Raw genomic sequence first — 20,916 nt, 5'->3', positions numbered from 1 at the left:
TCGTATCGGAGGGGTGACCGATGACACCCCGAACAGTCTTCGTGTTTTTCTTGCTGCGATTGATGTGGGAGAAATATTTTTCCGTCGAATGGGGCAAGAGGCACAGCATGGATCTCATTCCGGTCGTGGTAGCGATCAGCGTCATCGCCCTTGCCGTTGCTGCATACTTTGCACGACAGATCCTCGGTGAAGATAAAGGGACCAGTCAGATGCAGGGAGTCGCTGCGGCCATCCGCGAAGGAGCGGAAGCCTTCATACGACGGCAGTACTCCACCATCGCGATCCTTGCCGTGCTCATCGCCGTGCTCATCCTCATCGCCTTCACCTCGGTCGGCGATTTCACCAAAGCGTGGCATACCGCGTCGGCCTTCCTCCTCGGCGCTTTCCTGAGCGCCCTCGCCGGAGTTATCGGGATGACAATATCGGTCAGGTCGAACCTGGTCTCCGCGGCATCGGTCGAGAAGAGCCCGGGAAAAGCGCTCATCCTCGCGCTTCGCGGTGGAGCAGTCTCGGGGCTCACCATCATCGCCCTCTCGCTGATAGGGATCTCGATCATCTTTACCCTGTTCGGGGGCGATCCCCGCGAGACACCGTTCCTTATCGTCGGATTCGGGTTCGGCGCCTCTCTCATCGCCCTCTTCGCCCAGCTCGGCGGCGGCATCTACACCAAGGCCGCCGATGTCGGAGCGGATCTCGTCGGGAAGTTCGAGGCAGGTATCCCTGAGGACGACCCCCGCAACCCCGCCGTGGTGGCCGACCTCGTGGGCGACAACGTCGGGGACTGCGCAGGGCGCGGTGCCGACCTCTTCGAGTCCACCTCGGCCGAGACCATCGGCGCGATGATCCTGGCCGTCGCCCTCTACCCGGTCTTCGGGCTCGCTGGAATCCTCTTCCCGCTGGTGATCGGGGCGTTTGGGCTGATCGCAACGATCATCGGCGTCTTCTCGGTGCGGATGAAGGACACGGAGCACAAAGATCCGATGCATGCCCTGAACAAAGGGTATTACGTCACGTCGCTCTTCTCCGCGGCATTCCTCTACGTCGCGACGATGGTTCTGCTCAAGAATGTCTGGTTCTTCTACTGCGGCCTCATCGGGATCGCCCTCTCGATCGTCTTCTTTTACGTGACGCTGTACTATACCGACGAGCGCTTCAGGCCGGTCAAAAAGATTGCGAAGGCTTCGACTGCCGGGCCGGCGATGAACATCATCGCCGGCGTCAACATCGCGTTCGAGACGACCGCGATCGCCTCGATCTCCATCTGTGCAGCCCTCCTCTTTGCCTTCAGGTTCGGAGAACTTTCGGGAGTGAGTCACGGCGGCCTCTACGGGACCGCCATCGCAACGATGGGGATGCTCGTGCCCTGCGCCTATATCCTGGCGATGGACACCTTCGGTCCGATCGTGGATAACGCCGGGGGTATCGTGGAGATGAGCGGCGCCCCGGAGACCGCACGCCGGAACGTCACGAAACTCGATGCTGCGGGGAACACCACCAAGGCACTCACCAAGGGCTACGCGGTGGGCAGTGCAGCCCTGTCGGCGTTCCTGCTCTTCACCGCCTACATGACCGAGATCTCGACATACACCGGGACCTTCTTCTCCGACGTCAACCTCGCTCACATCGATGTCTTTGCCGGGGCCCTGCTCGGCGCGATGCTCGTCTTCCTCTTCGCCGCGTATGCCATCCACGGTGTCAGCGAGACCGCCCAGTACGTGATCGAGGAGGTCCGGCGGCAGTTTAAGGAGATGAGGATCCTGGAAGGCATCGACAAACCAGATTATGCCCGTTGCGTCGATATCACGACACGGGGTGCCCTGAGGAACATGATCCTGCCCGGCGCCCTTGCGGTCGTCTTCCCGGTTGTCGTCGGTATCACCCTCAAGTACGAGGCAATGGCCGCCTTCCTGATCGTCGGCACGATCACCGGCCTTCTGATGGCGCTTGTCCTGAACAACGGCGGTGGTGCCTGGGACAACACCAAGAAATGTATCGAGGGTGGACTGTACGGTGGAAAGGGATCGGAAGCCCACATGGCAGCCATCGTGGGGGACACCGTGGGCGACCCGTTCAAGGATACGGCCGGACCGTCTCTGCACGTGCTGGTGAAACTCCTGGCGACACTGACGCTTGTGCTCGTGCCGCTCTATGTCTGACCTTTTTTCAGGAATATCGTGTTCTCCTCTCTCCCGTCATCGCGGCTACATCTCTATCCGGGAGAACGCCGTGAATCTTGTCCACGGGTTACTTGTAGAAATGGACGAACGACGGGTTAAGGTGCTTTGTGGCCGGTTACCTGACCAGACTACCGGAACTCCGGGTCGCTGTCATCGCCGCGTTCCCGCCGGCGGCGTCATCCTCAATGTGCTCAAGGAAGAACTCCCTGAGGAGCGCAAGAGCCGTATAGCGCCCTTCTTTCTCGACGCGTTCGGGTATGCCGCCATCCTCCTGCTGGGGTGAGGGAGGCGCCCCCTGGCGTATCACGCAAAGGGATGTTTCGCGGTATCTTTCTTTGCAAGCACCTCTTTCATCTTTGGTTCGCCCGTTACCGCCCGACGGATGGCGGTCTTTGTCGCCTCGTAGTTCCAGTCGTAGATCTTCTTCTTATCGGCCGCATCCCACTCGATGAAGACCGATGCGATGATCAGCAGATTGTCAGCCTCCGCCTCGGGAATAATGCCCTCAGCAACGCTGTCCACCACCGCCTTCGCGACAGCGGCCTGTGCCGGGCCGAAGATCAGGAGAGCCTGACCTGCGTTCTTGATCGTGACCTTGTTGACCATCAGCGTCGGGGGCTTTGCAGGAATGTTCGGGGTGAGAACGGCAAGCAGCGGCGTGTGACCCCGGGCAGGCGATGCGAGCGCCGTGACGAAGGCCTGCTCTACGCTGCTCCCCTTCTTCCCGATGACGAGATCGATGTGGGCAACCTCCGGCCCTTCGCCGACGAGCGCTTCTCCAATGAGTGCATGTTCAAAATTAACCATAGTATCTAACCTCCTGAACGTGGAATGGGGCGTGGGGAAGAAAAAGGTTGTGGAAAGCGGCTATGTGCCGGGGGAGGTGTCTCCCCCTCTCCGCAGGTCTCGCCGCCATCCTCCACCCCGCCCGGCCTCCCGCCCCCCGACGCGACCTTCCGAAGTGTGCAAAAAAATGACCGGTACTCACCCCCTTTGAGGGTGCCGGTCATTGAGAACCGTTGTATTACAGGTCGTTGAGCCTGAACAGGCCGGCCGATCCGGATCCGTACACCCGGTCATACCCCTCCCCGGCAAGCGTCTTCTCCGGATCGTGCGTCAACCTGAACATACCATCGTAACAGAAGATGGGGTGACCCCTGATATATTCCCGGACCAGAAGGGCGTCCATCCCGTATGAGCGGTAAGTCCCCTCGATCAGCATATCGTCGGCCGGTATGATGAACGCCGGGTCCGGGCCGGCATAATTCACAACCTGAACGTACCTGTCCGCCCCGACCGGGCCGGTCCGCATACTGTCCACCGTATCGAGCGCCCATAGCTCCGACTCCGTAAAACCGGTCCTTACGGCGCTATTGGGGGAGAAGATCGGGTTGCCGGTATCGGCCGCCGGGCTTGCGATCATGGTGAAGACAAGGAGGCCGACGCACGCGGCAAGGAGGAACGCGGTGGGCACCCTGCGTGCCCGCGGCCTTCCTGCGATCAGGAGAAGCGATGCCGCGAGCGGGACGGCGATGAGGATCTGGGAGAAGTACCACCACCGGTGCTCGATGAACGAGAGCCCCGTGATGAGCGGGAAGAAACCGATGCCGAGGAGGATGAGCCCCGCCGTCCCGAAGGCAAAACCGTTCCTCTCGCCCCGCCCCGCCAGGTAAAAGATGCCGACGAGGCTTACGGTGAAGAAGAGGAACATGCCGATGTTGTTGAAGATCTGCTCCGGGACCGGCACAAGCCCGGGATATGCGTCGACGATAGGTGGGTTCTGGACGAAGTAGGCCCGGGTGAACCCCTGGCGGACGAGGTCCCGGAGGACCGCGATATGCCCTGAGACAAAGTACCACCACCCGAGCATGGCGGCGAGGAAGAGTGAGGCCAGGCCCAGCGTGACGGGATACGGTTCCGTGGCCGCGTCCTCCCGGAGGCAGCCGTAGACCCTGCACGCGCCCCACACCACGAAGAGGACCAGCGCCATACACGCCGCCGTGATGGTGTGCGTCAGGATGATGGCGGAAAGAAGGAGGAGCGCAAGACTTCCGGCCCGTGCCGGTCTTGTATACTTCAGTTTGAAGAGGAGATAGAGGACAAGGGCTATGAATATCGCCGCAAAGGCGTTGGGAATCGATGTGACGCTCATGCCGACCTGCTGGTTTGCGGTGACCAGCATGAGCCCGGCGAGCAGCCCCACTCGCTCATCGTCAAAGAGGGCATTCCCGAGGAGGTAGATGGCCGCCGGGAAGATGACGATCTGCGCCAGGCTCACAGAGAGCATCGCCGCGAGACGGTAATCCAGTCCGGCCAGGAGCGATGTCCCGGCAACCTCCAGGTGGAAGAGCGGCATGTGGGTGTACCAGTAGCCTCCGGGGATGGCGGAGAGATCCAGGATCCGCGATACGAACATACTGTGCCACCAGGGGTCCGAGCCCAGAATGCCGGGGACGATCAGGATCTGCGACCATGCGACCGATATCCCGAGGAGGACGATCTGCGGCAGGACCCAGAGGGCCTTTCTTTGGTGCGGCAGGAGGATCTCGAGAGCTACGACGCCGGCCATGAGCGAAACCAGGATGAAGTAACCGGACGGCCGCTCATACAGCGAGGCGCGGGTATGGAGCGCGGCGATGCTCAGCACGTAGAGGACGAGGAAGAGGATGAGCAGCACGACAAAAAGCCGGTCCTTTCCGGTCTTCGCTTCGCCAGCCCACGATCCCGGGAACTCCTGGATCGCCCGCTCCCGGATCGCGAGCCAGAGGAGACAGCAGAGGAGGGTGAGAACGCCGGCGAGGATGAAGACCAGGCGCCCGACGGTGAGCGTGAGGTAGGCGATGAGAACGGCCGAGACGACGATGCCAGAGCCGGCGAGGATCTTATCAAGGTGCATGCCGCTGTCAACCCCCGAGTTCTTCGATGACGGCGGCGAACCGTTCCACCGCCCGTTCATAGGTGATCTCCTGCTCAACACATTCCCTGGCGGCTTCTGCGACGGACGCCAGTTCCGGGCGCCCGAGGATATCGAGGACCGAGGTTGCGACGCCCTCCGGTGTGTTTGGCGCCAGGATAAACCCCGTCACGCCGTCCCTGACGAAGTCCGGCACGGCACCCACGGGTGTCGCGAGTATGGGCGTGCCGCAGGCCATGGCCTCAAGCATGATGTTCGGGAGCCCTTCCGTGTAAGACGGCAGCACGAGCAGCCTGAGGCTGTTGAGGTGGCAGGGAAGGTCTTCGTGGCGTATCCATCCCGTGAACGTCACGCGGCCGGAGAGCCCGCTCTCCCGGACGAACTCCCGGATCGCCGGGAGCAGGGGCCCATCTCCGCCGATAAGGAAGCGCAGATCAGCGTTCCCGGCAGCGATCCGGGGGAGGGCGCGGACGAAATTCCAGACCCCCTTCTCGTCGGCGAGGCGGCCGATGTATCCGACGGTTGCAGGCCGCTCGCGAAGCGGCACCTCAACCCTGAACGCCTCGAAGTCGAGGAGGTGCTCGCGGGCTATCGCGATCTTATCCCGGTAGCGCTCGAGCCCCCAGTGGTCTATGAGGGCCGGGGAGTAGAGGACGATCCTGTCGCAGAGCCTGCAGGTGATCCCGGTGAGTATTCCGGCCGGGACAAGGAGCCGGTCACCCGCAGGCGCCATCATGATGGGGGTATGGGCCGGGAGCGCCAGTATGACCTTCTTCCCGGAGAGTTTTGCCGCGAGCATCGGCAGGACGAGGACTTCTCCGCCGAAGAAGAAGAGCCAGGTGCCGGTGCCGTCGAGCTCCCTGATGCGGCGGGTTATCCTCGCCTGCGTCGCGATGTTGTGCAGGACCCGCAACACCGCATTCCCTCCGGCCGCGTGGTCGACGCCGGAGAACCGGACCCGCGTGTCGGTCTCGAAGACGCGCCCGGCGTTTCCCGTCACCAGGGGGATCGGCCCATGGGTAAGGGACGACAGGATCCCGATGAGGTTCGCGGTCGGGTGTATGCCCGATCGCTCGATCGGGAACATGAGCAGTCCAATGGTGGTCTCTCTCATGGCAATCCCTGCATCCGGTGCGGCTCACCTCTCCGGGGAAGCCCCGGCGGTTGCCGTAACCCGCTCCCCGTGCCGCCGGTGCTCCCTGACCGCGTCCCGGTAGATCGCAACATACCGGTCGGCAACCTTCTGCCAGTCATACTCACCGACCCTTGCCGCCGCCGCCCTGCCCATGCGCTCGCGAGCGGCATCGTCCCTGAGGAGGAGGAGGATCTTCTCCCCGAGCCCGGCCGCGTCTTCGGACCGGAAGATGAGCCCGGTCACTCCGTCCTCAACGATGCCGGGATGAGACATGTCCGACGCGATGACGGGTTTGCCGAACGCCGCGGCCTCGAAGAGGGGAGACGGCTGGCAGTCCCACCGGGACGGGACGACCACCATCCTGCACTGCCGGTAGTAGCGGTACTTCTCCTCGTCGGGCACGAAACCGGGGAAGGCGACGTTCCTCTCAAGCCCCAGGTCCCGGGCGAGTCCCCGGAGTTCGGGTTCCCGGGGCCCCCTTCCCCCGATGCACACCTTGAGGTCGGGAAACGCCGCTACGACGTCCGGCAGGGCGCGCAACAGGACGTCCGCACCCTTCAGCCGGGTGAGCGTGTTGATAAAGACGATATCCGGCCCCTCCCCGGGCGGGAGAGGGGGGGCCTGCGACCGGAGCCGTTCGAGGTCAAGGCCGGCGGCGACGACATGGATCCGGCCGGTCGTCGGCGTCCTGACGAGTTCCCCGATCGACGGGGCGTCCACGACCAGCTCGGGGGCCCGTGAGAGCACCCACCGTTCGTTGTGGATGAAGAAGGCATGGAAGATGTGCGAGAGCGCCCGCTCAAACGGGGGCATGTCCTCCCGGTAGTGCGCAATCTCCTTCTCGAATATGCCGAACGCGGTCACGAGGGAGGGGTAGTCGTTCCCGAGGAGCATGGCAGCCGTGGAGCAGGGGTACCGGGTGGAGAGCGCATGGACGATCTCCGGCCGGATGGCCCTGACCGTCTTCACCATCCGGGAGAGTACCAGAGGATGGAAGTATGGGAGGGAGAATGGGCCGCCCTTCCGGAGGATGTGCTGGGTGAACCCCTCCTCCTGCCTTACGGCGGTCGCGCTGCCCATGGTGATGAGGTGGAGATCGATATCATCACGCCCGGCGAGGCGTGATACCAGTTCCGATACGTAGATGTTTGAACCCTGATACGGCTTCATGTCTCTGGAGTATTCGCAAAGAAGGGCTACTTTCATGATATCTTCCCCGGGGCTATGCTACACCGCCCGAACAAGGTTCTTTAACAGTCCAGTCATGTGACGCAGGGATGCAGTCGCCATCAATCTATATATAGTTTGAGGAGGGGTCCATCACGAACTGCACCAGTTCACATGCCGGCTGCTGAAATGTTGCTGCCGGAAACGCCGAGCGGGTCCCCGGCGCCGAGCGCCGTCCCCGCACCCGAAATCTCCAAAAACAGGCTGGAAGGGAGAGAAAAGGGCGGGATCCCGGCCAGATAGATGCCGGGGCATGACCGGCAAAGCCTGTGCTGCATCCTGCAGCTCGTGCATCGGTTCCAGACGAACAGACCATATCTGGCCTTCGCCCCACCCCCACAGAGGGCTCCTCTCCGTCCCCCACCCCGCCCGCGCTTCACACCGGTGGCATACCCCTACGCTTCTCCGGCAACCCCCATCCCGCCCGCGCTTCGCGCTCCTCCCCCACCCTCCGCAGGAATAGTGCTGGCAGCGGTTTCCCGGGGAGGAGAGAGTCAGAACCCGGTCTTCCAGGCTTGTCCCGGTACTGGACCGTGGTGGCTATCGCCACGGGGAGGGGACCGGGAGGGGCTCGTCCCCTCCCCGGGCAAAATGGCCGCACGTCCCTCTCCGTCCCCCATCCCGCCCGCGCTTGCGCTCCCCCCCCTCTCCGGGGCGAGGGCAGTCAGGGCGATACCCGGTGGGAAGCCGTGCCCGGGAGCGGCAGCGGAGCCGGTTTCCCGGGAAGACCGGGAAGAGCGGGCCAGAATCTGGTTCTTCCCCGGGATCTCCCGGGCGGTGGACCGTGGGGATATCGCCATGGGGGGGGGACGGGAGGTGCGGGACCGGAAGTCCAGGCACGACGCCCCGGGGGAGCGGACGGGTGTCTCCGTCCAGGCACCGGTATTCCAGGACGACCTCAATTTCAGGATCACCCCGGGGAAACGGACAGGAATAACAGGCAGAATGAGTAGATCGGCAGTTTACCGCTGCGGACGCGGAGGCGAGATCCGAGAGGCCATACCCGCAAATTAAGCCGGAATGGCCCACGGCCGTTCCAGGAGAGGGCGGGTGGCGGGGATCATCCCCGGTTCCCGCTCCAGGCGTTACAGGGAGGCGGTCCTGCCGAAGAAGAAGTCGGCCAGCAGGGCGACATCCTTCCAGTCCACGGCGCCGTTTCCATTGAAATCAGCGGCCGTGGTGGGTTTGGTCTTCCCCTGCGCCATCTCGGCGGCGACCATTACGTCGGCCCAGTCAACGCTGCCATCTCCGTTGAGGTCTCCCCTGACGGGAGCCGGGCTGGTTCCGACGACGATCTCCTTCCTCATAACGTTGTTGTTCTCATCGCTCTCCAGGATCCGGTTGACGTCGTCCACGTGGGCCTTCACGGTGTGCGTGCCCGTGACCGCCTTCCAGGTCGCACCGGCCGAACCGCCGTTCGCGGTCAGGGAGACGGAGGCACCCGGCGCGATTGCCTGCGTGTGGGTGTCGGACCAGACACCAGGACCCGCCGCACCGTCATCGAAGGTGAAGAGGACGCCGTGCTTTGTGCCCGCCGGCGTGGGGGCATCGCCCTGGTTCTTGATCGTCGCCTTGAGCGTCACCGCGCTCCCAGGGGCCGGGCTCGCCGGTTCCCAGGAGACGCCGGTCACCACAAGGTCCGGCTTCCCGGAGGGGGCCGGTGTCGTGGGGGTCGGCGTCGGGGTGGCTGCAGCGCCCGAGACCGTGATCTGCTCGCTCCTGACGTTGTTCGCCTCGTCGCTCTCGGCGATCCGGTTGACGTCGTCCACGTGGGCCTTCACGGTGTGCGTGCCGGCAACCGCCTTCCAGGTTGCGCCGGCCGAGCCGCCGTTTGCGGTCACCGTAACCCATGCACCCGGCGCGATCGACCCTGTGTGGGTGTCGGACCAGACGCCGGGCCCGGCGCCGCCGTCATCGAACATGAAGAGGACGCCGTGCTTTGTGCCCGCAGGCGTGGGGGCATCGCCCTGGTTCTTGATCGTCGCCCGGAGCGTCACCGCGCTCCCCGGGGCCGGGCTCGCCGGCTCCCAGGAGATATCGGTCACGACGAGATCCGGTTTCCCGGACGGGGTAGGGGTGAGGGTAGGGTAGGGTGGGGTACCCTGGCGAAGGTTTCCCGCCGGAGTACGGCTGCACGTTCAGGCGCGACGTGTCGACTGAACCTGAGACGGCAACCGGTTGGGCCGCGTTCGACCGGACGATCCCGGAGAACTGGACGCTCTGGCCGCTCGGGCACGACACCGCGGCACCCTCGCCGCCGTAGGTGTCGACATCGAACGAACTCTCCCGGACCGGGTATCCGGAGACACCAAAGACATTGTTCTTTGAACCGTCACCCTTCGGGGTGACGATGGCCAGCCCTTTTGCGGTTATCTTCCCGGCGTTGGCGGCATAGATGCCGTACCTGTCGGCATCGATCGAGGTGCAGTTCTCCACGTAGACGTTGTCTGTGTAGTCGAACTTGTACCCGACCTCGGAGCCGGTATCGGTGCAGTTGTAAAGCTTCGTGTACGACGACGGGTACCAGACGGCGAAGCCGGCTTTCCTGTTGTCCTCCGCGGTGCAGTTGATGAGGGTCATGTCACCGTGGAGCCAGAACCCGGCGCCGAAGAGGGCCCCGTACATATTCTCGTCAGGGCCGTTGTAGTAGTTGTCGGGCTTCACACCGTTGTTCTTCGAGACACAGTCCCGGAGAACGATCCGCTTCTTGCTCGGTGCGGCCTCGACGATGAACCCTGCTTCGTAGTTGCCTTCCGCATAACACCGGACGACCTCGCAGTCCTCGACGTTGGCGTTCTCTGCGAGCTGGAACCCGCATGTCCACTGCCCGTGCGGTGAGAAGCGGCTATCCCGGCCACAGTTGATCGCCTCACAGTCGATGTAGCGAATGTTTTTGATCGTCTTCGTAGAACCGTCTCCGTCGCTCTGCCACCCGTGTCTGCCGCAATCGATGGCCTTGCAGTTGACAAACTCGATATCCTCCATGACATCGTTGGATACCCAGAGGAAGAACGCCCCTCCATAGGAGGAACTGTCAACAGTTGCCGTGACGTTGTGGACTTTCACGCGGTCGCAGTTGTAGATGAAGATCGCGCCGGTTCCGGTCGTCTTGAAGTCACGGAGCACGAAGTTCTGTTTTCCCTGACACTGTATGCGGCCAGAGGACCACTTGAGCCAGGTAGCGTCAGGCCCTTTTCCTTCGAGTACCACGTTGCTTGGGATGTTCACGTCTCCACTGAGGTGGAAGGTACCCTCGGTCAGGGTAACTGTGCCTCCCGCGTTGCCGAGGGCGCTGAGCGCTTTCTGGATCTCGGCCTGATCGGCGGCACCGTCGCAGACGTAGTCTGCCTGAGCCCTGGAGAGAGCAGGGCTGTCGCTTGCCGCAACGACCAGGGCGCTGCCGGCCTGCACGATGCAGCCGATCGCAACGCATCCTAAAAGGAGCATCAGTACCTTCCGGTAAGTTGTCGGGCTTTCGTTAGGTTTTCGCTGAAGTCTACTGCTAAAATAGCCCAAGTACATACCTCCTTGAGTCGCAGGCTGAAGCACAGTGCTCCAGCACAGAACTATGGATAATAATTATATATATACTATCTGATTTTAAATAAAGCTCATTCCATGATTATTTTAAGAAAAAAATTATAAAAATCCGTTTAAAATTGAATAAACAACAGCTGAGGTAATTGATTATGGAATCAGGATGATATAGGTCAACCCGCACCCGGAGGCTTACCGTGAGGCAGTGCAGCCTGACTTCCCGGAACATTCAGGCGCATCGATACGTCAATCCCGATATGAACGCCCCATATTTCGAAGATATCCCTGAAATTCCATGAAAACCCAGATACCGAAGCAATCTCGTCGCCTGGACCGATATAAGCGCGTCACAGCCCGGCAGGCGGGGTCTGATAATGCATCGCTTCCGAATGATCGGACCCAGTCTGATGCTTACCCCCCAGAAGGGAATACCCGTATGGCGCTCTCCGGCGTCCCCACAGGTGGGTACCCGTACGTTCTTCTCCGACCACCCCCACCCTGCCCGCGCCTCCCTGCGGGGGAGCTCATACGTCTCTCCGGGATCTCCCGTCCTGCCCGCGCTTCGCAGGGGGATATCCATACGCCTCTTTCCGGCACCCCACCCCCACCCGGCCTCCTCGGTTTCCTCCCCGCCCCCGGGTGGGGGCGGGGGCAGTGCTTGCGATAACCAGTAGGCAGCCGTGCCCGGGGATACACCCGTCATACGCTGATCAGGCCGGATGGTAGCCGGATCCGTTGCCTCCAGGCCTGTCCCCGGGCGTGGATCGTGGGGACAGCGCCATTGGGGGAGGGGGCAGTCATGGCGATAGCCCGGGGAATGCGTCGTGCCCGGGCGTGCCCCGGGATCCGACCTTCCAAAGGGTGTAAACTCCATCGGTACTCCCTTCCTGTGAGGGTGCCGGGGTCTTGAGCATCGCTGCAACCGTAATGAACGGGGGCACGATGCGATGATGACAGCCTCGCATTTCTCATCTCTGCATGAACGTAAGGCACACGGCGGTAACGTCCACCCCTCCCCGGCGGCAGTCACGGGGAAGGACCTGCCGGTAGCAGCAAGTCTCCAGGAGATGCGGGGCTGCATGCTGCCGCAGCGAAGAACGGGATGAGCGGTCAATTAGTCATCTGCTCGTAGAGCCGCTCGTATGCCAGCACAACGTTATCCCAGGTGTAGTTTGACCGGACAAGTTCCCGCCCCCGCTCTGAGAGCCGGCGGCAGCGTGCAGCATCATCAAGAAGCCCCGTGATGGTACCGGCCAACGCGCGCTCGTCCCGGGCGGGCACCAGAACAGCGTGGTCGCCGAAGTTGTCCCTGAGACAGGGCAGGTCGGTCGTGATGACCGGCAGGCCGAAGAACATGGCCTCCAGGATCACCGTGGGCATCCCTTCCGAGAGTGAAGGGAGGACATACATGTCCGAGGACCGGTATGCTGCGACGAGGTCGCGGAGCCCCACCTTTCCCGGGAACCGGACATGCCCCTCGATACGGTACCCGCGGGCGAGCTCCCGTGCCCTCTCCCGGTAATCGCCGTCGCCGATGAAGAGGAAGACCAGATCGTCCCGGCCCTGCCCGTGTACGATCTGGTCGACCGCCCGCAGGAGCACATCGACGCCTTTCCTTGTCGATATCTGCCCGACAAAAAGCACCCGCTTCTTGCCCTCGAGCCGGTGCGCCTCCACAAACCCGGTCGTATCCTGCCCGATATAGGGCAGGAAGTCCTCCGGGCAGATCGCATTCGGTATGACGGAGATCCTCTCCTTCCCGACGCCGAACGCCGAGACGTAGTCCGCATCCGACGGAGAGAGCGTAACAACCCGGTCCATCCGGTGGACGAGCCCGTACTCGATGGTTCCCCGGTAAAGCGTCACGAACAGGTCCTTGAGAGGGTGCCCAAACATATGCTGTCCATGGTGCGTCAGGACCGTCGGTATGCCGCACCTCCGCCGGGCAACGCCCGCGCTCACCGCAGCACAACTGTAGGCATTATGAGCATGCAGGACATCGGCTCCGGCGAGGCTCTCACCGAGCCGGAAGAAAGAGGGCACAAACGGGTCGTTGAAAGGCCGCCCCAGACAGGGGCGGCGCTCAATCACAACCCCGTTCTCGGTCTCGACCGGGCTGCCTTTCGGTATATTCGCGGTCAGGACGGTGACATCGTGGCCCCGGTCGGCAAGCGCCCTGCTCAGGTTATGGACGTACCGCTCGATGCCCCCGGTGTGCGGCGGGTAGTAGGGAGTAACCTGGACTATCTTCATAGAAACGCCGTAATGATCCTGATCAGAAAGTTTTTCAGCCCGCAACCGCCATCCCGGCCGGGGTCTGCGATCTCTCCTCCGGCCTCGATCTGCAGCCCGCGGGTATCGATGCCTTCCCCTCTCGTGATGACGACCGGGTCCGGGTGGCCGGTCCGGATAACTCCCGTGAATGTGACGCCGCGGCAGCCTTCACAGTAGATTGTGCGGACGGTCCCGTCGTTTTGGCCGATGAGATCGAACCGGCTGTTGATGACCGGGTGTGCGATTGTGCCGAAGAACGAACCGTTGCCGTTGAAACCGGCCGGGTCGAGGATGTTCAGGCCCTCCGCCACGATCCCCTCTGCTTCGAGCGCATAGACCGCATACGCCCCTGCGTTTCGGCTGGTGCAGTCCTTGAGATAGACATCGCGCGTCTCAACCAGCCGGAACCCCACTGCCGACCCGTCGTCGGTGCAGTTATAGAGGCGGACTCCCGGACCCGCGGAGAAACCCGCATTGCCGTTGCCCCCGGACACGCAGTTGTAGAGCGTGGTCCCCCCCTGCACCCAGTAGCCTGAGCCGAAGTGGAGCCCGTGCGACTCCTCCGACGGGTTATAGAATGCATCCGGTTTCTGGCCGTTATTCCTGCTGATACAGTCCCTGAAGACCAGGTTTGTGATCCTGGGGGCATTTTCGACGTGAAATCCGGACTCGAACGAACCCTCGGCCAGGCAGGCAGTGAGCATTGCATCGGCAAGGTCGTTGTTCTCCGCTATGGCAAAACCGGTCGTCCACTCTCCGTAGGGGGTGAACCTTGCATACCTTCCCGAGTTGATGGCCTGACAGTTGATGTAGCGGATATTCCGGATAAGTCTCGGGGACCCCTCGCCGTCGTTCATGAAACCCATCCTCCCGCAGTCGATGGCCTTACAGTTGACAAACTCGATATCCTCGGAGATGCTGTTCTGCACCCAGACGAAGAATGCCCCTCCGCCAAGGGAATCATCGACGCGTGCGACGACGTCGTGAACCCTGACGTGGCTGCAGTTGAAGAGAAATATCGCCCCGGTCCCGCAGGTCTCAAAATTCCCGAGGACGATGTTCTCTCCCCCGTACGCGGTAAGCCGGCCGGACATCCAGTGGAGACGGGTCCGGGTCTCGCCCTTCCCCTCGATGAGGGTGTTGCCGGGCACCACCAGGTCTCCGTCGAGGTTGAACGTCCCTTCCGCGAGAGAGACGGCTGCCCCTCTCGCCCGGGACGCGTCTATGGCCTGCTGGATCTCCACCTGGTCGGCAATGCCGTCGCAGGTGTAATCCGCGAGCACCTTCGCCGCTTCCGGGCTATCGTGGGCGGCGACCAGTATGACGTTCTTCTCCGGAACGCCGGCGGCGTGTATGCCGCCCGCCTGAATAAACGCGAAAAGAGCCGTCATGCTCACGCAGACCACAAGTATCACGAGGATCCCCGTACACGCCATCTTCCGTATCATACGAACCCGTTCCATCTCCCAGAAGGCGTTTCTGCAATACAGCCCCGGACTATAATAACGTTTCTGTCACGGGGTACGGCCGCATCCACGATCAGAAGCAACCGGCGGGCCGGAGGTGACTGCACGCGAGGGTTCTTGCCCGGCCTGTTCCTGTATGTATTTCGATGAAAAAATGCCGGGATCTTCCCGGCCTCCCTTATCCGGGAGGCGTATTCCACCACCCGGCATGGGTGGGCGGGCGGTCGTCCCCGGGAGGAGAAGACGGCAAACCCCGCCTCCCGTGGCCCGGCCCACTTTCACCGGCTATATGCGGTTCCTCGCAAACCTGCTCAGCAGGCGTGCGGCCCGTGCCTCCTTGACATCGTCGGGGACCTGGTCCGGAAGGCGGGAGGCGGCGACCGTCGGCCTTGGAGAGAACCTGAATATATACGCTTCATCGAGCCGGAGCGGCGGGTCGAGAAGAGAGAGCGTTGCGGCGAAGTCGTCCTCCGTCTCCGTCGGGAAGCCCACCATGAACTGGGTGTTCAGCCGGATCGCCGGATAGTTCCGGTAGATGTCCAGCATCAGCGCACTCCACTGCTCGGCGGTGTAATGCCGGCCCATGAGTTTCAGGATCCGGTTGCTCCCCGACTGGACGGGCGACATCACCATCTCGATCTTTCCTGATGCGAGGATGGGTTCCATGTCGCCGTAGATCCCTTCAAAATGGTGTGGTTCGATCTGGTTTAAGAGGATTGAACAGTTGTCCGCCGGACCGATACCGATCAGGTCTTCGAGGAGGTCGGGGAGGCGGCAACCGATATCGATACCGTAACTCCCGAGATCCGTGGCGATCAACGAGAAACGGCTGTACCCGCGTTCCAGCCCGCTCCGGAACTCCGAGACGATATCCCCGATCGGGCGGCTATGGACGGTGTTCCCGAACACCGGGCGCTCGCTGCAGTAGGTGCAGTGCCCGGTGCATCCGACCGCGATAGGGATGTAGTATACCTCAGAGTGTCTCTGCCGGCGCGAACCGAAGAGGTCTACCCCCCGTTTATAGAGAAGGAATGCGGCGGTGAGCAGGTCGGTCCCGTTGCAGCCGTGGATACTGGGCGCGGCCATGGTTGCTAACTCTTTCGCGGCCGCCGAATGATCGATGCCTTCCAGGGAGACGCCGTTTGTGCCCGCGAGAGGGGCGAAGAGACCGGTATCCATCGGGCCGATGATCGGGCCGTCATAGATCCCCGTAAGCGCCCCGGGATTCTGTTTCGGGAGGCACCCCCAGACGACAAGCTCGGCGCCCTGCCGCATCTTTTCCTTGAGCTCCCCGGCGACGCTCAGGGAATGGCCCTCTTTCTCGCCGGTCAGGCCGCATGCGTAGAAGAGAACGACATCGGCATCGCCTATCGCCGATACCACATGGATATTCTGAGCATGAGCGCTCAGGTACCTCTCGATGAATTTTGTCCTGAGCTGCCCCTCGACGCACCCGTTCGTGCAGAGGAATACTTCCGTCATAGGTTACAGCGAAAGCACCCTATAGCATCTGCTGCAGATAATACTTTTGCCGGGAGCCGGATCGACCCCGCCGCCTTCCGGCAGAATCAGGGGAACCGGATCTCCTGCCGGCGCGTGAGGCATCTTCTGGTTCAACCCCGATAGCGGGCTGATCGTCGCAACGCTGTACCCGGGTCAACCCCCTCCCACCTGCCCGGCAGAGTTTGCCGGGGCAGTCCCGGGGAATCCTTATTCGTGCAAGATCGGATGCGACCCCGCTGCCTCGACCCGCCGGCGGCGGCCGGTGGGGTGGCCGCGATCACCCTCCCGCCCCATACCGGATACCGATGAGCGGCAGATCGGCGAGGTCCGGAGGTGCTCGCCGCTCATCGATATCCGGCCGCCCCCTGCCTCCATTCTCAACGGTAACGATGACCTGGCGTATGCAAGGAATGCCCGGTACCCCGTCTTTGCGCTGTGAGGCACGAACCTCCCGACGCTCCTCGAACCATTACCCTTATATCTCCCGCTCCGTATTATAGTCGAAAACGCAAGCTGTCTTTTACAGTTGCGTCTACTCACACGGTGCTGAGCACATCCACCCAGAAAGAGAGGTGTATTCAGCAGTATCCCGGATCTCCGGAGGGCTGTCATGGACTCGATCAGGATTGCAATTGTGGGCGTCGGGAACTGTGCCAGTTCGCTGCTCCAGGGTATCGAATACTACCGCGGAAGAGACGAGGCAGATGCGGCCGGGCTGATGCACTGGGACCTCTGCGGCTACCGGCCGTCGGATATCAGCGTGGTCGCAGCATTCGACATCGATGCGAGGAAAGTCGGAAAGGATGTCTCCGAAGCGATATTCTCCCCGCCGAACTGCACCACCGCCTTCTGTCCCGGCATGCCGGAGACCGGGGTGACCGTCCGGATGGGGCGGGTGCTCGACGGCTTTCCCGAGCACATGCAGGGTTACAGGGAGGAGACCAGGTTCGTGCTCGCCGATGAGAAGGAACCGTCACGTGAGGAGATCGTCCGGGCGCTCGAGGACTCGAGCGCCGAGATGCTGCTCAACTACCTTCCCGTAGGGTCAGAGGAGGCTGCACGCTTCTATGCCGGATGTGCGCTGGAGGCGGGTATCGGCCTCATCAACAACATGCCGGTCTTCATCGCAAGCGATCCAGCCTGGGCGGAGAGATTTCGCGCGCGGGGCCTCCCCGTCATCGGCGATGATGTCAAGGCCCAGCTCGGCGCGACGATCACCCACCGGGTCCTCGCCGACCTCTTCCGGCGGCGGGGGGTGAAACTCGACCGGACCTACCAGTTGAACACCGGCGGCAACACGGACTTTTTAACCATGCTGAACCGGGACCGCCTCGCCTCGAAGAGGACCTCAAAGACCGAAGCGGTGCAGTCGGTCCTCGATGCACCCCTTGACGACGAGAACATCCACATCGGGCCGAGCGACTACGTCTGCTGGCAGAAGGACAACAAGGTCTGCTTCCTCCGCATGGAAGGGAGGCTCTTTGGGGATGTCCCCATGCAGATCGACCTTCGCCTCTCCGTCGAGGACTCCCCCAACTCCGCAGGGATCGTCATCGACGCCATCCGGTGCTGCAGGGTCGCCCTCGACCGGGGTATCGGCGGTGCACTCGTATCCCCGTCCGCCTATTTTATGAAGCACCCCCCGGTACAGGTCAGGGACGACGACGCCTTCCGCATGACCGAGGAGTTCATCCGGGGCGCCCGCAACGACTGAAGGCCCGGCGCGTCACTCGATGAGGACGAGCCCTATCGATGTGATGTTGCCGTGGACGATCTTGCCGTACTCAAGGTCCCTGCAGGGGATGACGTGCAGGTCCCACCCGGCCTTCCGGGCAGTGGAAAAGACGTCGATCCCGGCCCCCTCCATCGTCGGGCGGACGAGGTCCATGTGCCGACAGAGCCTGCGGATGCTCTCGTCGACGACGCCTTCGTGCTCTTCGGCGACACAGTGCTGGTGCTCGCAGTATATGCAGGGGTATGCCCCGAACCCGAACGCCTTCGGGAAATCGTCGTAGAAGGCTGTCTTTTCGAGGAGGTGCACCGTCGAGTTCACCCAGAGGATGAGATCGCGGAAGAACGGGTGGAAGTCGAGCGGTATCTCGTCGGGTTTCAGGTCGGGATGACCCGGGACGCCTTCAAACCGGAGGAGGATGCCGGTGCTGTACTCGGCAAGCAGCCGCCGGGTCTCGGCGGTGGCAGGGGCATACGGGGGACAGGACATATGTTTCCCGTAGCCCTTGCACCCGAACCGGCACTTGAACCGCACCCACTCCGCGACGACCACGTCGTGGGCGGCTATCCGCCGTGCATCCGCGCCGCGTTCCCGGGCGAGGGAGGAGAGTCTCCCGATCTCATGGTCAAGTTCGCTTCTCACTGCACTTTCCCTCAGTGAGGGTATCTGCCGCATCCAGGTATTTATCCTGTGGGGTGAAGGGGGCGCCTGCCGGCGGCCGGGTGCCCGGGGCGCGCCTCACCGTCATATCATCGTCGCCTTCCAGGCCCCGCGCCGGTACATCGAGAAGAGCATCCCCGTCTGCAGGACGGCCCCGAAGACCACCGCGAGCCAGACCCCCATGATGCCGATCCCGAGGAGACCGGGGAGGATGCACGCGAGCGGCACCTGGAAGAGGACCATGGAGAAGAGCGTCGCATACATGGGCCTCTTTGTATCCCCCGCCCCGTTGAGCGCGAACCCGAGGACGATCGCGACGGCGATGAGGACGTAGAACGGCGCGATCGTCTGCAGGTACGAGACGCCGATCGCCGTACTTTCACCGCTCGGGTCGAAGATCTCGACGATCGCCGGCGCAGCGAAGTAGAAGACCATCCCCACGAGCACCATGAACCCGCCGTTCATGAGCGCGGAGAGCCTCACCCCCTCCTCCGCCCGCTCGGGTTTCCGGGCGCCGAGGTTCTGGCCCACGATCACGGCGGTGGCGGTCGCGACGCCGAACCCCGGCATGAGCGCGACCATCTCGAGCCTTCCCACGATGCCGTAGGCGGAGAGGGCCGCAGTGCCGAAGACAGCCACGACCGCCATCATCACAAGGAAGGTGACGCTCCGGAGCCCCGACTGGACGGAGTTCGGGACGGCGACCCGGATCAGCCTCCATGCCAGCGGGATCTCAAACTTCGTCCGGAACGAGAAAGGGATCGGCGTCCGTCCCGAGAGGAGCAGGGCGAACGCTATGGTGAAGGCCACGCTCCGGGATATGATGGTCGCGTATGCCGCCCCGGCAACGCCGAAGGCAGGGACGGCACCGTAACCGAAGATCAGGAGCGGGTCGAGGACGATGTTCAAGGTGTTTGCAAGGACCACAAGGAGCATGGGCGTGGTGGCGTCGCCGCAACTCTGGAATGAGGAGTTGATCACCCAGAGTTCGACCATCGCCGCGCTGCCGGCAAAGAGGACCGTCAGGTAGGAGGCCCCGAGGACCGCGACGGCTGGTTCGGCGCCGAGGAGGAGGAGCATATCCTCGGCAAAGAGGATGCCCGCAACGCTGAGGACGACCGAGAATACGAACCCGAGGGCCAGGGTGTGCGAAACTCCCTTCGCCACCATATCAAGGTCCTTCGCCCCGTAGTGCCGGGAGACGAAGGCGGTGTTTGCGGTGACAAGCCCGATGATGACGGTCATGAGGACCATGACGATCGAGGTGCCCATGGCGACACCGGCGATCGCCTCCGCCCCGAGCCTGCCGACAAAGAAGAGATCGACGATCTCGAGACCGCTCTGGAGCACGTTTCCGACCACGATCGGCGCCGCTACCGCTATGAGGCCCCGGAAGAGGTCGCCTTCGGTCAGGTTGGTCATACCGTCAGCTTATCTTTGTAGGATTCCAGGATCTGGGTGACAAAGCGCTGGTGCTCTTCCAGTGCCTGCTCGTCGTCGGGAGAGGTCTCGATCCCGACGGCGTAGAGCAGGACCAGCGCGTTGTCGAGGTCGAGCGCCGCGGGGTCCTCGATCTGGTCCGGGCGGAGGCGGATGGCAAGAGTATCGTAGTCGGCTTCCGTGAAGGTATGTTCCGGGTTCGCCGTCACGCGGGACTCGGCAAAGCCGCCGGCACGCTCCCGGAGGATCAGGAGAGCCCGCTCCAGCACGCCGGGGTGCGGGGCGATTGCGTCGAGCCGGGCAAGCGCCTCCGTGCTCTTCCTGGCCGCGCTCCCGTAAAGCCCGAACTTATACGTCAGCAGGGCCTGCGCGACAAGGTGCCCGGTCTCCTCATCGATCACGGTGAGGAGCGGGTCGAGCCGGACGATATAGTCGTTTAACATCTGCTTCATTGTCTTCTTCTCTGGTTTCGGTGCATTAAACAACTTTTCCAACCGCACCGCAAGAAGGGTGATCGTCGCCGCGTAGCATGTCTGCACAATCACGCCCGAACTGATCTCATTGGGCACGATGAAGATGAGGACCGCGTAGAGCGGCACGAAGAGCGAAACGATATCCTTGCGCGGTTTGAGGTATGCCTGGTAGAAGAGAACGCATGAGGCGGCCACGCATCCTGCGATGCCCGCCCAGACGGCGTAGGGAAACCCGGCAGACGACAGGAGCAACTCGATCCCGATCCCTCCAAACGAGACTGCGGGGACCGCCATCCAGAGGCGCGACAGGGACCCGGGTGGGGTGGTGTTTGTCTTCATCAACGATTACTCATGGAATGTTTGGGCGCCGGGCATAAA

Annotated in this window: 15 protein-coding genes and 1 pseudogene; 2 read left to right on the top strand and 14 right to left on the bottom strand. The window is 62.6% G+C overall.

Annotated features, from left to right (window positions below; genetic code table 11):
* Positions 1-107: 107 nt before the first annotated feature.
* The gene (locus tag QZ408_RS00215; RefSeq protein ID WP_292488664.1) at positions 108-2,156 is read left to right on the top strand and encodes a sodium-translocating pyrophosphatase; all 2,049 of its coding nucleotides are present in this window, start codon (positions 108-110) and stop codon (positions 2,154-2,156) included.
* A gap of 136 nt (positions 2,157-2,292) precedes the next feature.
* Here the strand turns inward: QZ408_RS00215 and QZ408_RS00210 are convergent, their stop codons facing one another.
* From QZ408_RS00210 to QZ408_RS00160, 11 genes and pseudogenes are all read right to left on the bottom strand, one after another.
* Entirely contained in the window at positions 2,293-2,484 is a 192-nt protein-coding gene (locus QZ408_RS00210) for a hypothetical protein (protein ID WP_292488663.1), read from the bottom strand.
* Positions 2,481-2,984: a formaldehyde-activating enzyme gene (gene fae / locus QZ408_RS00205; RefSeq protein WP_292488661.1), complete on the bottom strand. Its 504-nt coding sequence runs from the start codon at positions 2,982-2,984 to the stop codon at positions 2,481-2,483. The genes QZ408_RS00210 and fae overlap by 4 nt, the downstream gene beginning before the upstream one ends.
* A gap of 217 nt (positions 2,985-3,201) precedes the next feature.
* The gene (locus tag QZ408_RS00200; RefSeq protein ID WP_292488659.1) at positions 3,202-5,133 is read right to left on the bottom strand and encodes a hypothetical protein; all 1,932 of its coding nucleotides are present in this window, start codon (positions 5,131-5,133) and stop codon (positions 3,202-3,204) included.
* Entirely contained in the window at positions 5,081-6,205 is a 1,125-nt protein-coding gene (locus QZ408_RS00195) for a glycosyltransferase family 4 protein (protein ID WP_292488657.1), read from the bottom strand. Before QZ408_RS00195 ends, QZ408_RS00200 begins: the two co-directional genes overlap by 53 nt.
* A 24-nt stretch (positions 6,206-6,229) precedes the next feature.
* Positions 6,230-7,396, bottom strand: a complete 1,167-nt coding sequence (locus QZ408_RS00190) for a glycosyltransferase family 4 protein (protein WP_292488655.1) — start codon at positions 7,394-7,396, stop codon at positions 6,230-6,232.
* A 1,142-nt stretch (positions 7,397-8,538) separates the two neighbouring features.
* Complete coding sequence (locus tag QZ408_RS00185; RefSeq protein ID WP_292489213.1) at positions 8,539-8,658, bottom strand: hypothetical protein; 120 nt, start codon at positions 8,656-8,658, stop codon at positions 8,539-8,541.
* 159 nt (positions 8,659-8,817) lie between these two features.
* A pseudogene (locus QZ408_RS00180) lies at positions 8,818-9,453 on the bottom strand (CARDB domain-containing protein); the annotation flags it as partial.
* Entirely contained in the window at positions 9,365-10,033 is a 669-nt protein-coding gene (locus QZ408_RS00175) for a right-handed parallel beta-helix repeat-containing protein (RefSeq protein ID WP_292489212.1), read from the bottom strand. The pseudogene QZ408_RS00180 and the gene QZ408_RS00175, both read right to left, overlap by 89 nt.
* Positions 10,034-12,100: 2,067 nt before the next feature.
* Positions 12,101-13,243 (bottom strand): glycosyltransferase family 4 protein, encoded by a 1,143-nt coding sequence (locus tag QZ408_RS00170; protein ID WP_292488653.1) that lies wholly within the window; start codon positions 13,241-13,243, stop codon positions 12,101-12,103.
* The gene (locus QZ408_RS00165; RefSeq protein ID WP_292488651.1) at positions 13,240-14,712 is read right to left on the bottom strand and encodes a hypothetical protein; all 1,473 of its coding nucleotides are present in this window, start codon (positions 14,710-14,712) and stop codon (positions 13,240-13,242) included. The genes QZ408_RS00170 and QZ408_RS00165 overlap by 4 nt, the downstream gene beginning before the upstream one ends.
* A gap of 303 nt (positions 14,713-15,015) precedes the next feature.
* The gene (locus QZ408_RS00160) at positions 15,016-16,212 is read right to left on the bottom strand and encodes a radical SAM protein (RefSeq protein ID WP_292488649.1); all 1,197 of its coding nucleotides are present in this window, start codon (positions 16,210-16,212) and stop codon (positions 15,016-15,018) included.
* A 631-nt stretch (positions 16,213-16,843) separates the two neighbouring features.
* Between QZ408_RS00160 and QZ408_RS00155 the strand changes: the two genes are divergently transcribed.
* On the top strand, positions 16,844-17,947 hold the full coding sequence (locus QZ408_RS00155; RefSeq protein WP_292488647.1) for an inositol-3-phosphate synthase: 1,104 nt from the start codon (positions 16,844-16,846) through the stop codon (positions 17,945-17,947).
* A 12-nt stretch (positions 17,948-17,959) separates the two neighbouring features.
* Here QZ408_RS00155 and QZ408_RS00150 read toward each other — a convergent pair whose 3' ends face one another.
* From QZ408_RS00150 to QZ408_RS00140, 3 genes are all read right to left on the bottom strand, one after another.
* Positions 17,960-18,607 carry a DUF2284 domain-containing protein gene (locus QZ408_RS00150; RefSeq protein WP_292488646.1) on the bottom strand — a complete coding sequence of 216 codons (648 nt, stop codon included), beginning with the start codon at positions 18,605-18,607 and terminating at the stop codon, positions 17,960-17,962.
* A gap of 102 nt (positions 18,608-18,709) precedes the next feature.
* Positions 18,710-20,047: an MATE family efflux transporter gene (locus QZ408_RS00145; RefSeq protein ID WP_292488643.1), complete on the bottom strand. Its 1,338-nt coding sequence runs from the start codon at positions 20,045-20,047 to the stop codon at positions 18,710-18,712.
* Positions 20,044-20,877 (bottom strand): hypothetical protein, encoded by an 834-nt coding sequence (locus tag QZ408_RS00140; protein ID WP_292488641.1) that lies wholly within the window; start codon positions 20,875-20,877, stop codon positions 20,044-20,046. The genes QZ408_RS00145 and QZ408_RS00140 overlap by 4 nt, the downstream gene beginning before the upstream one ends.
* Positions 20,878-20,916: the final 39 nt, after the last annotated feature.

Source organism: Methanoculleus sp. 10, assembly GCF_913757945.1.
In the GTDB taxonomy this organism is placed as follows: Archaea; Halobacteriota; Methanomicrobia; order Methanomicrobiales; family Methanoculleaceae; genus Methanoculleus.
This window is presented reverse-complemented; position numbering and strand designations above follow the sequence as displayed.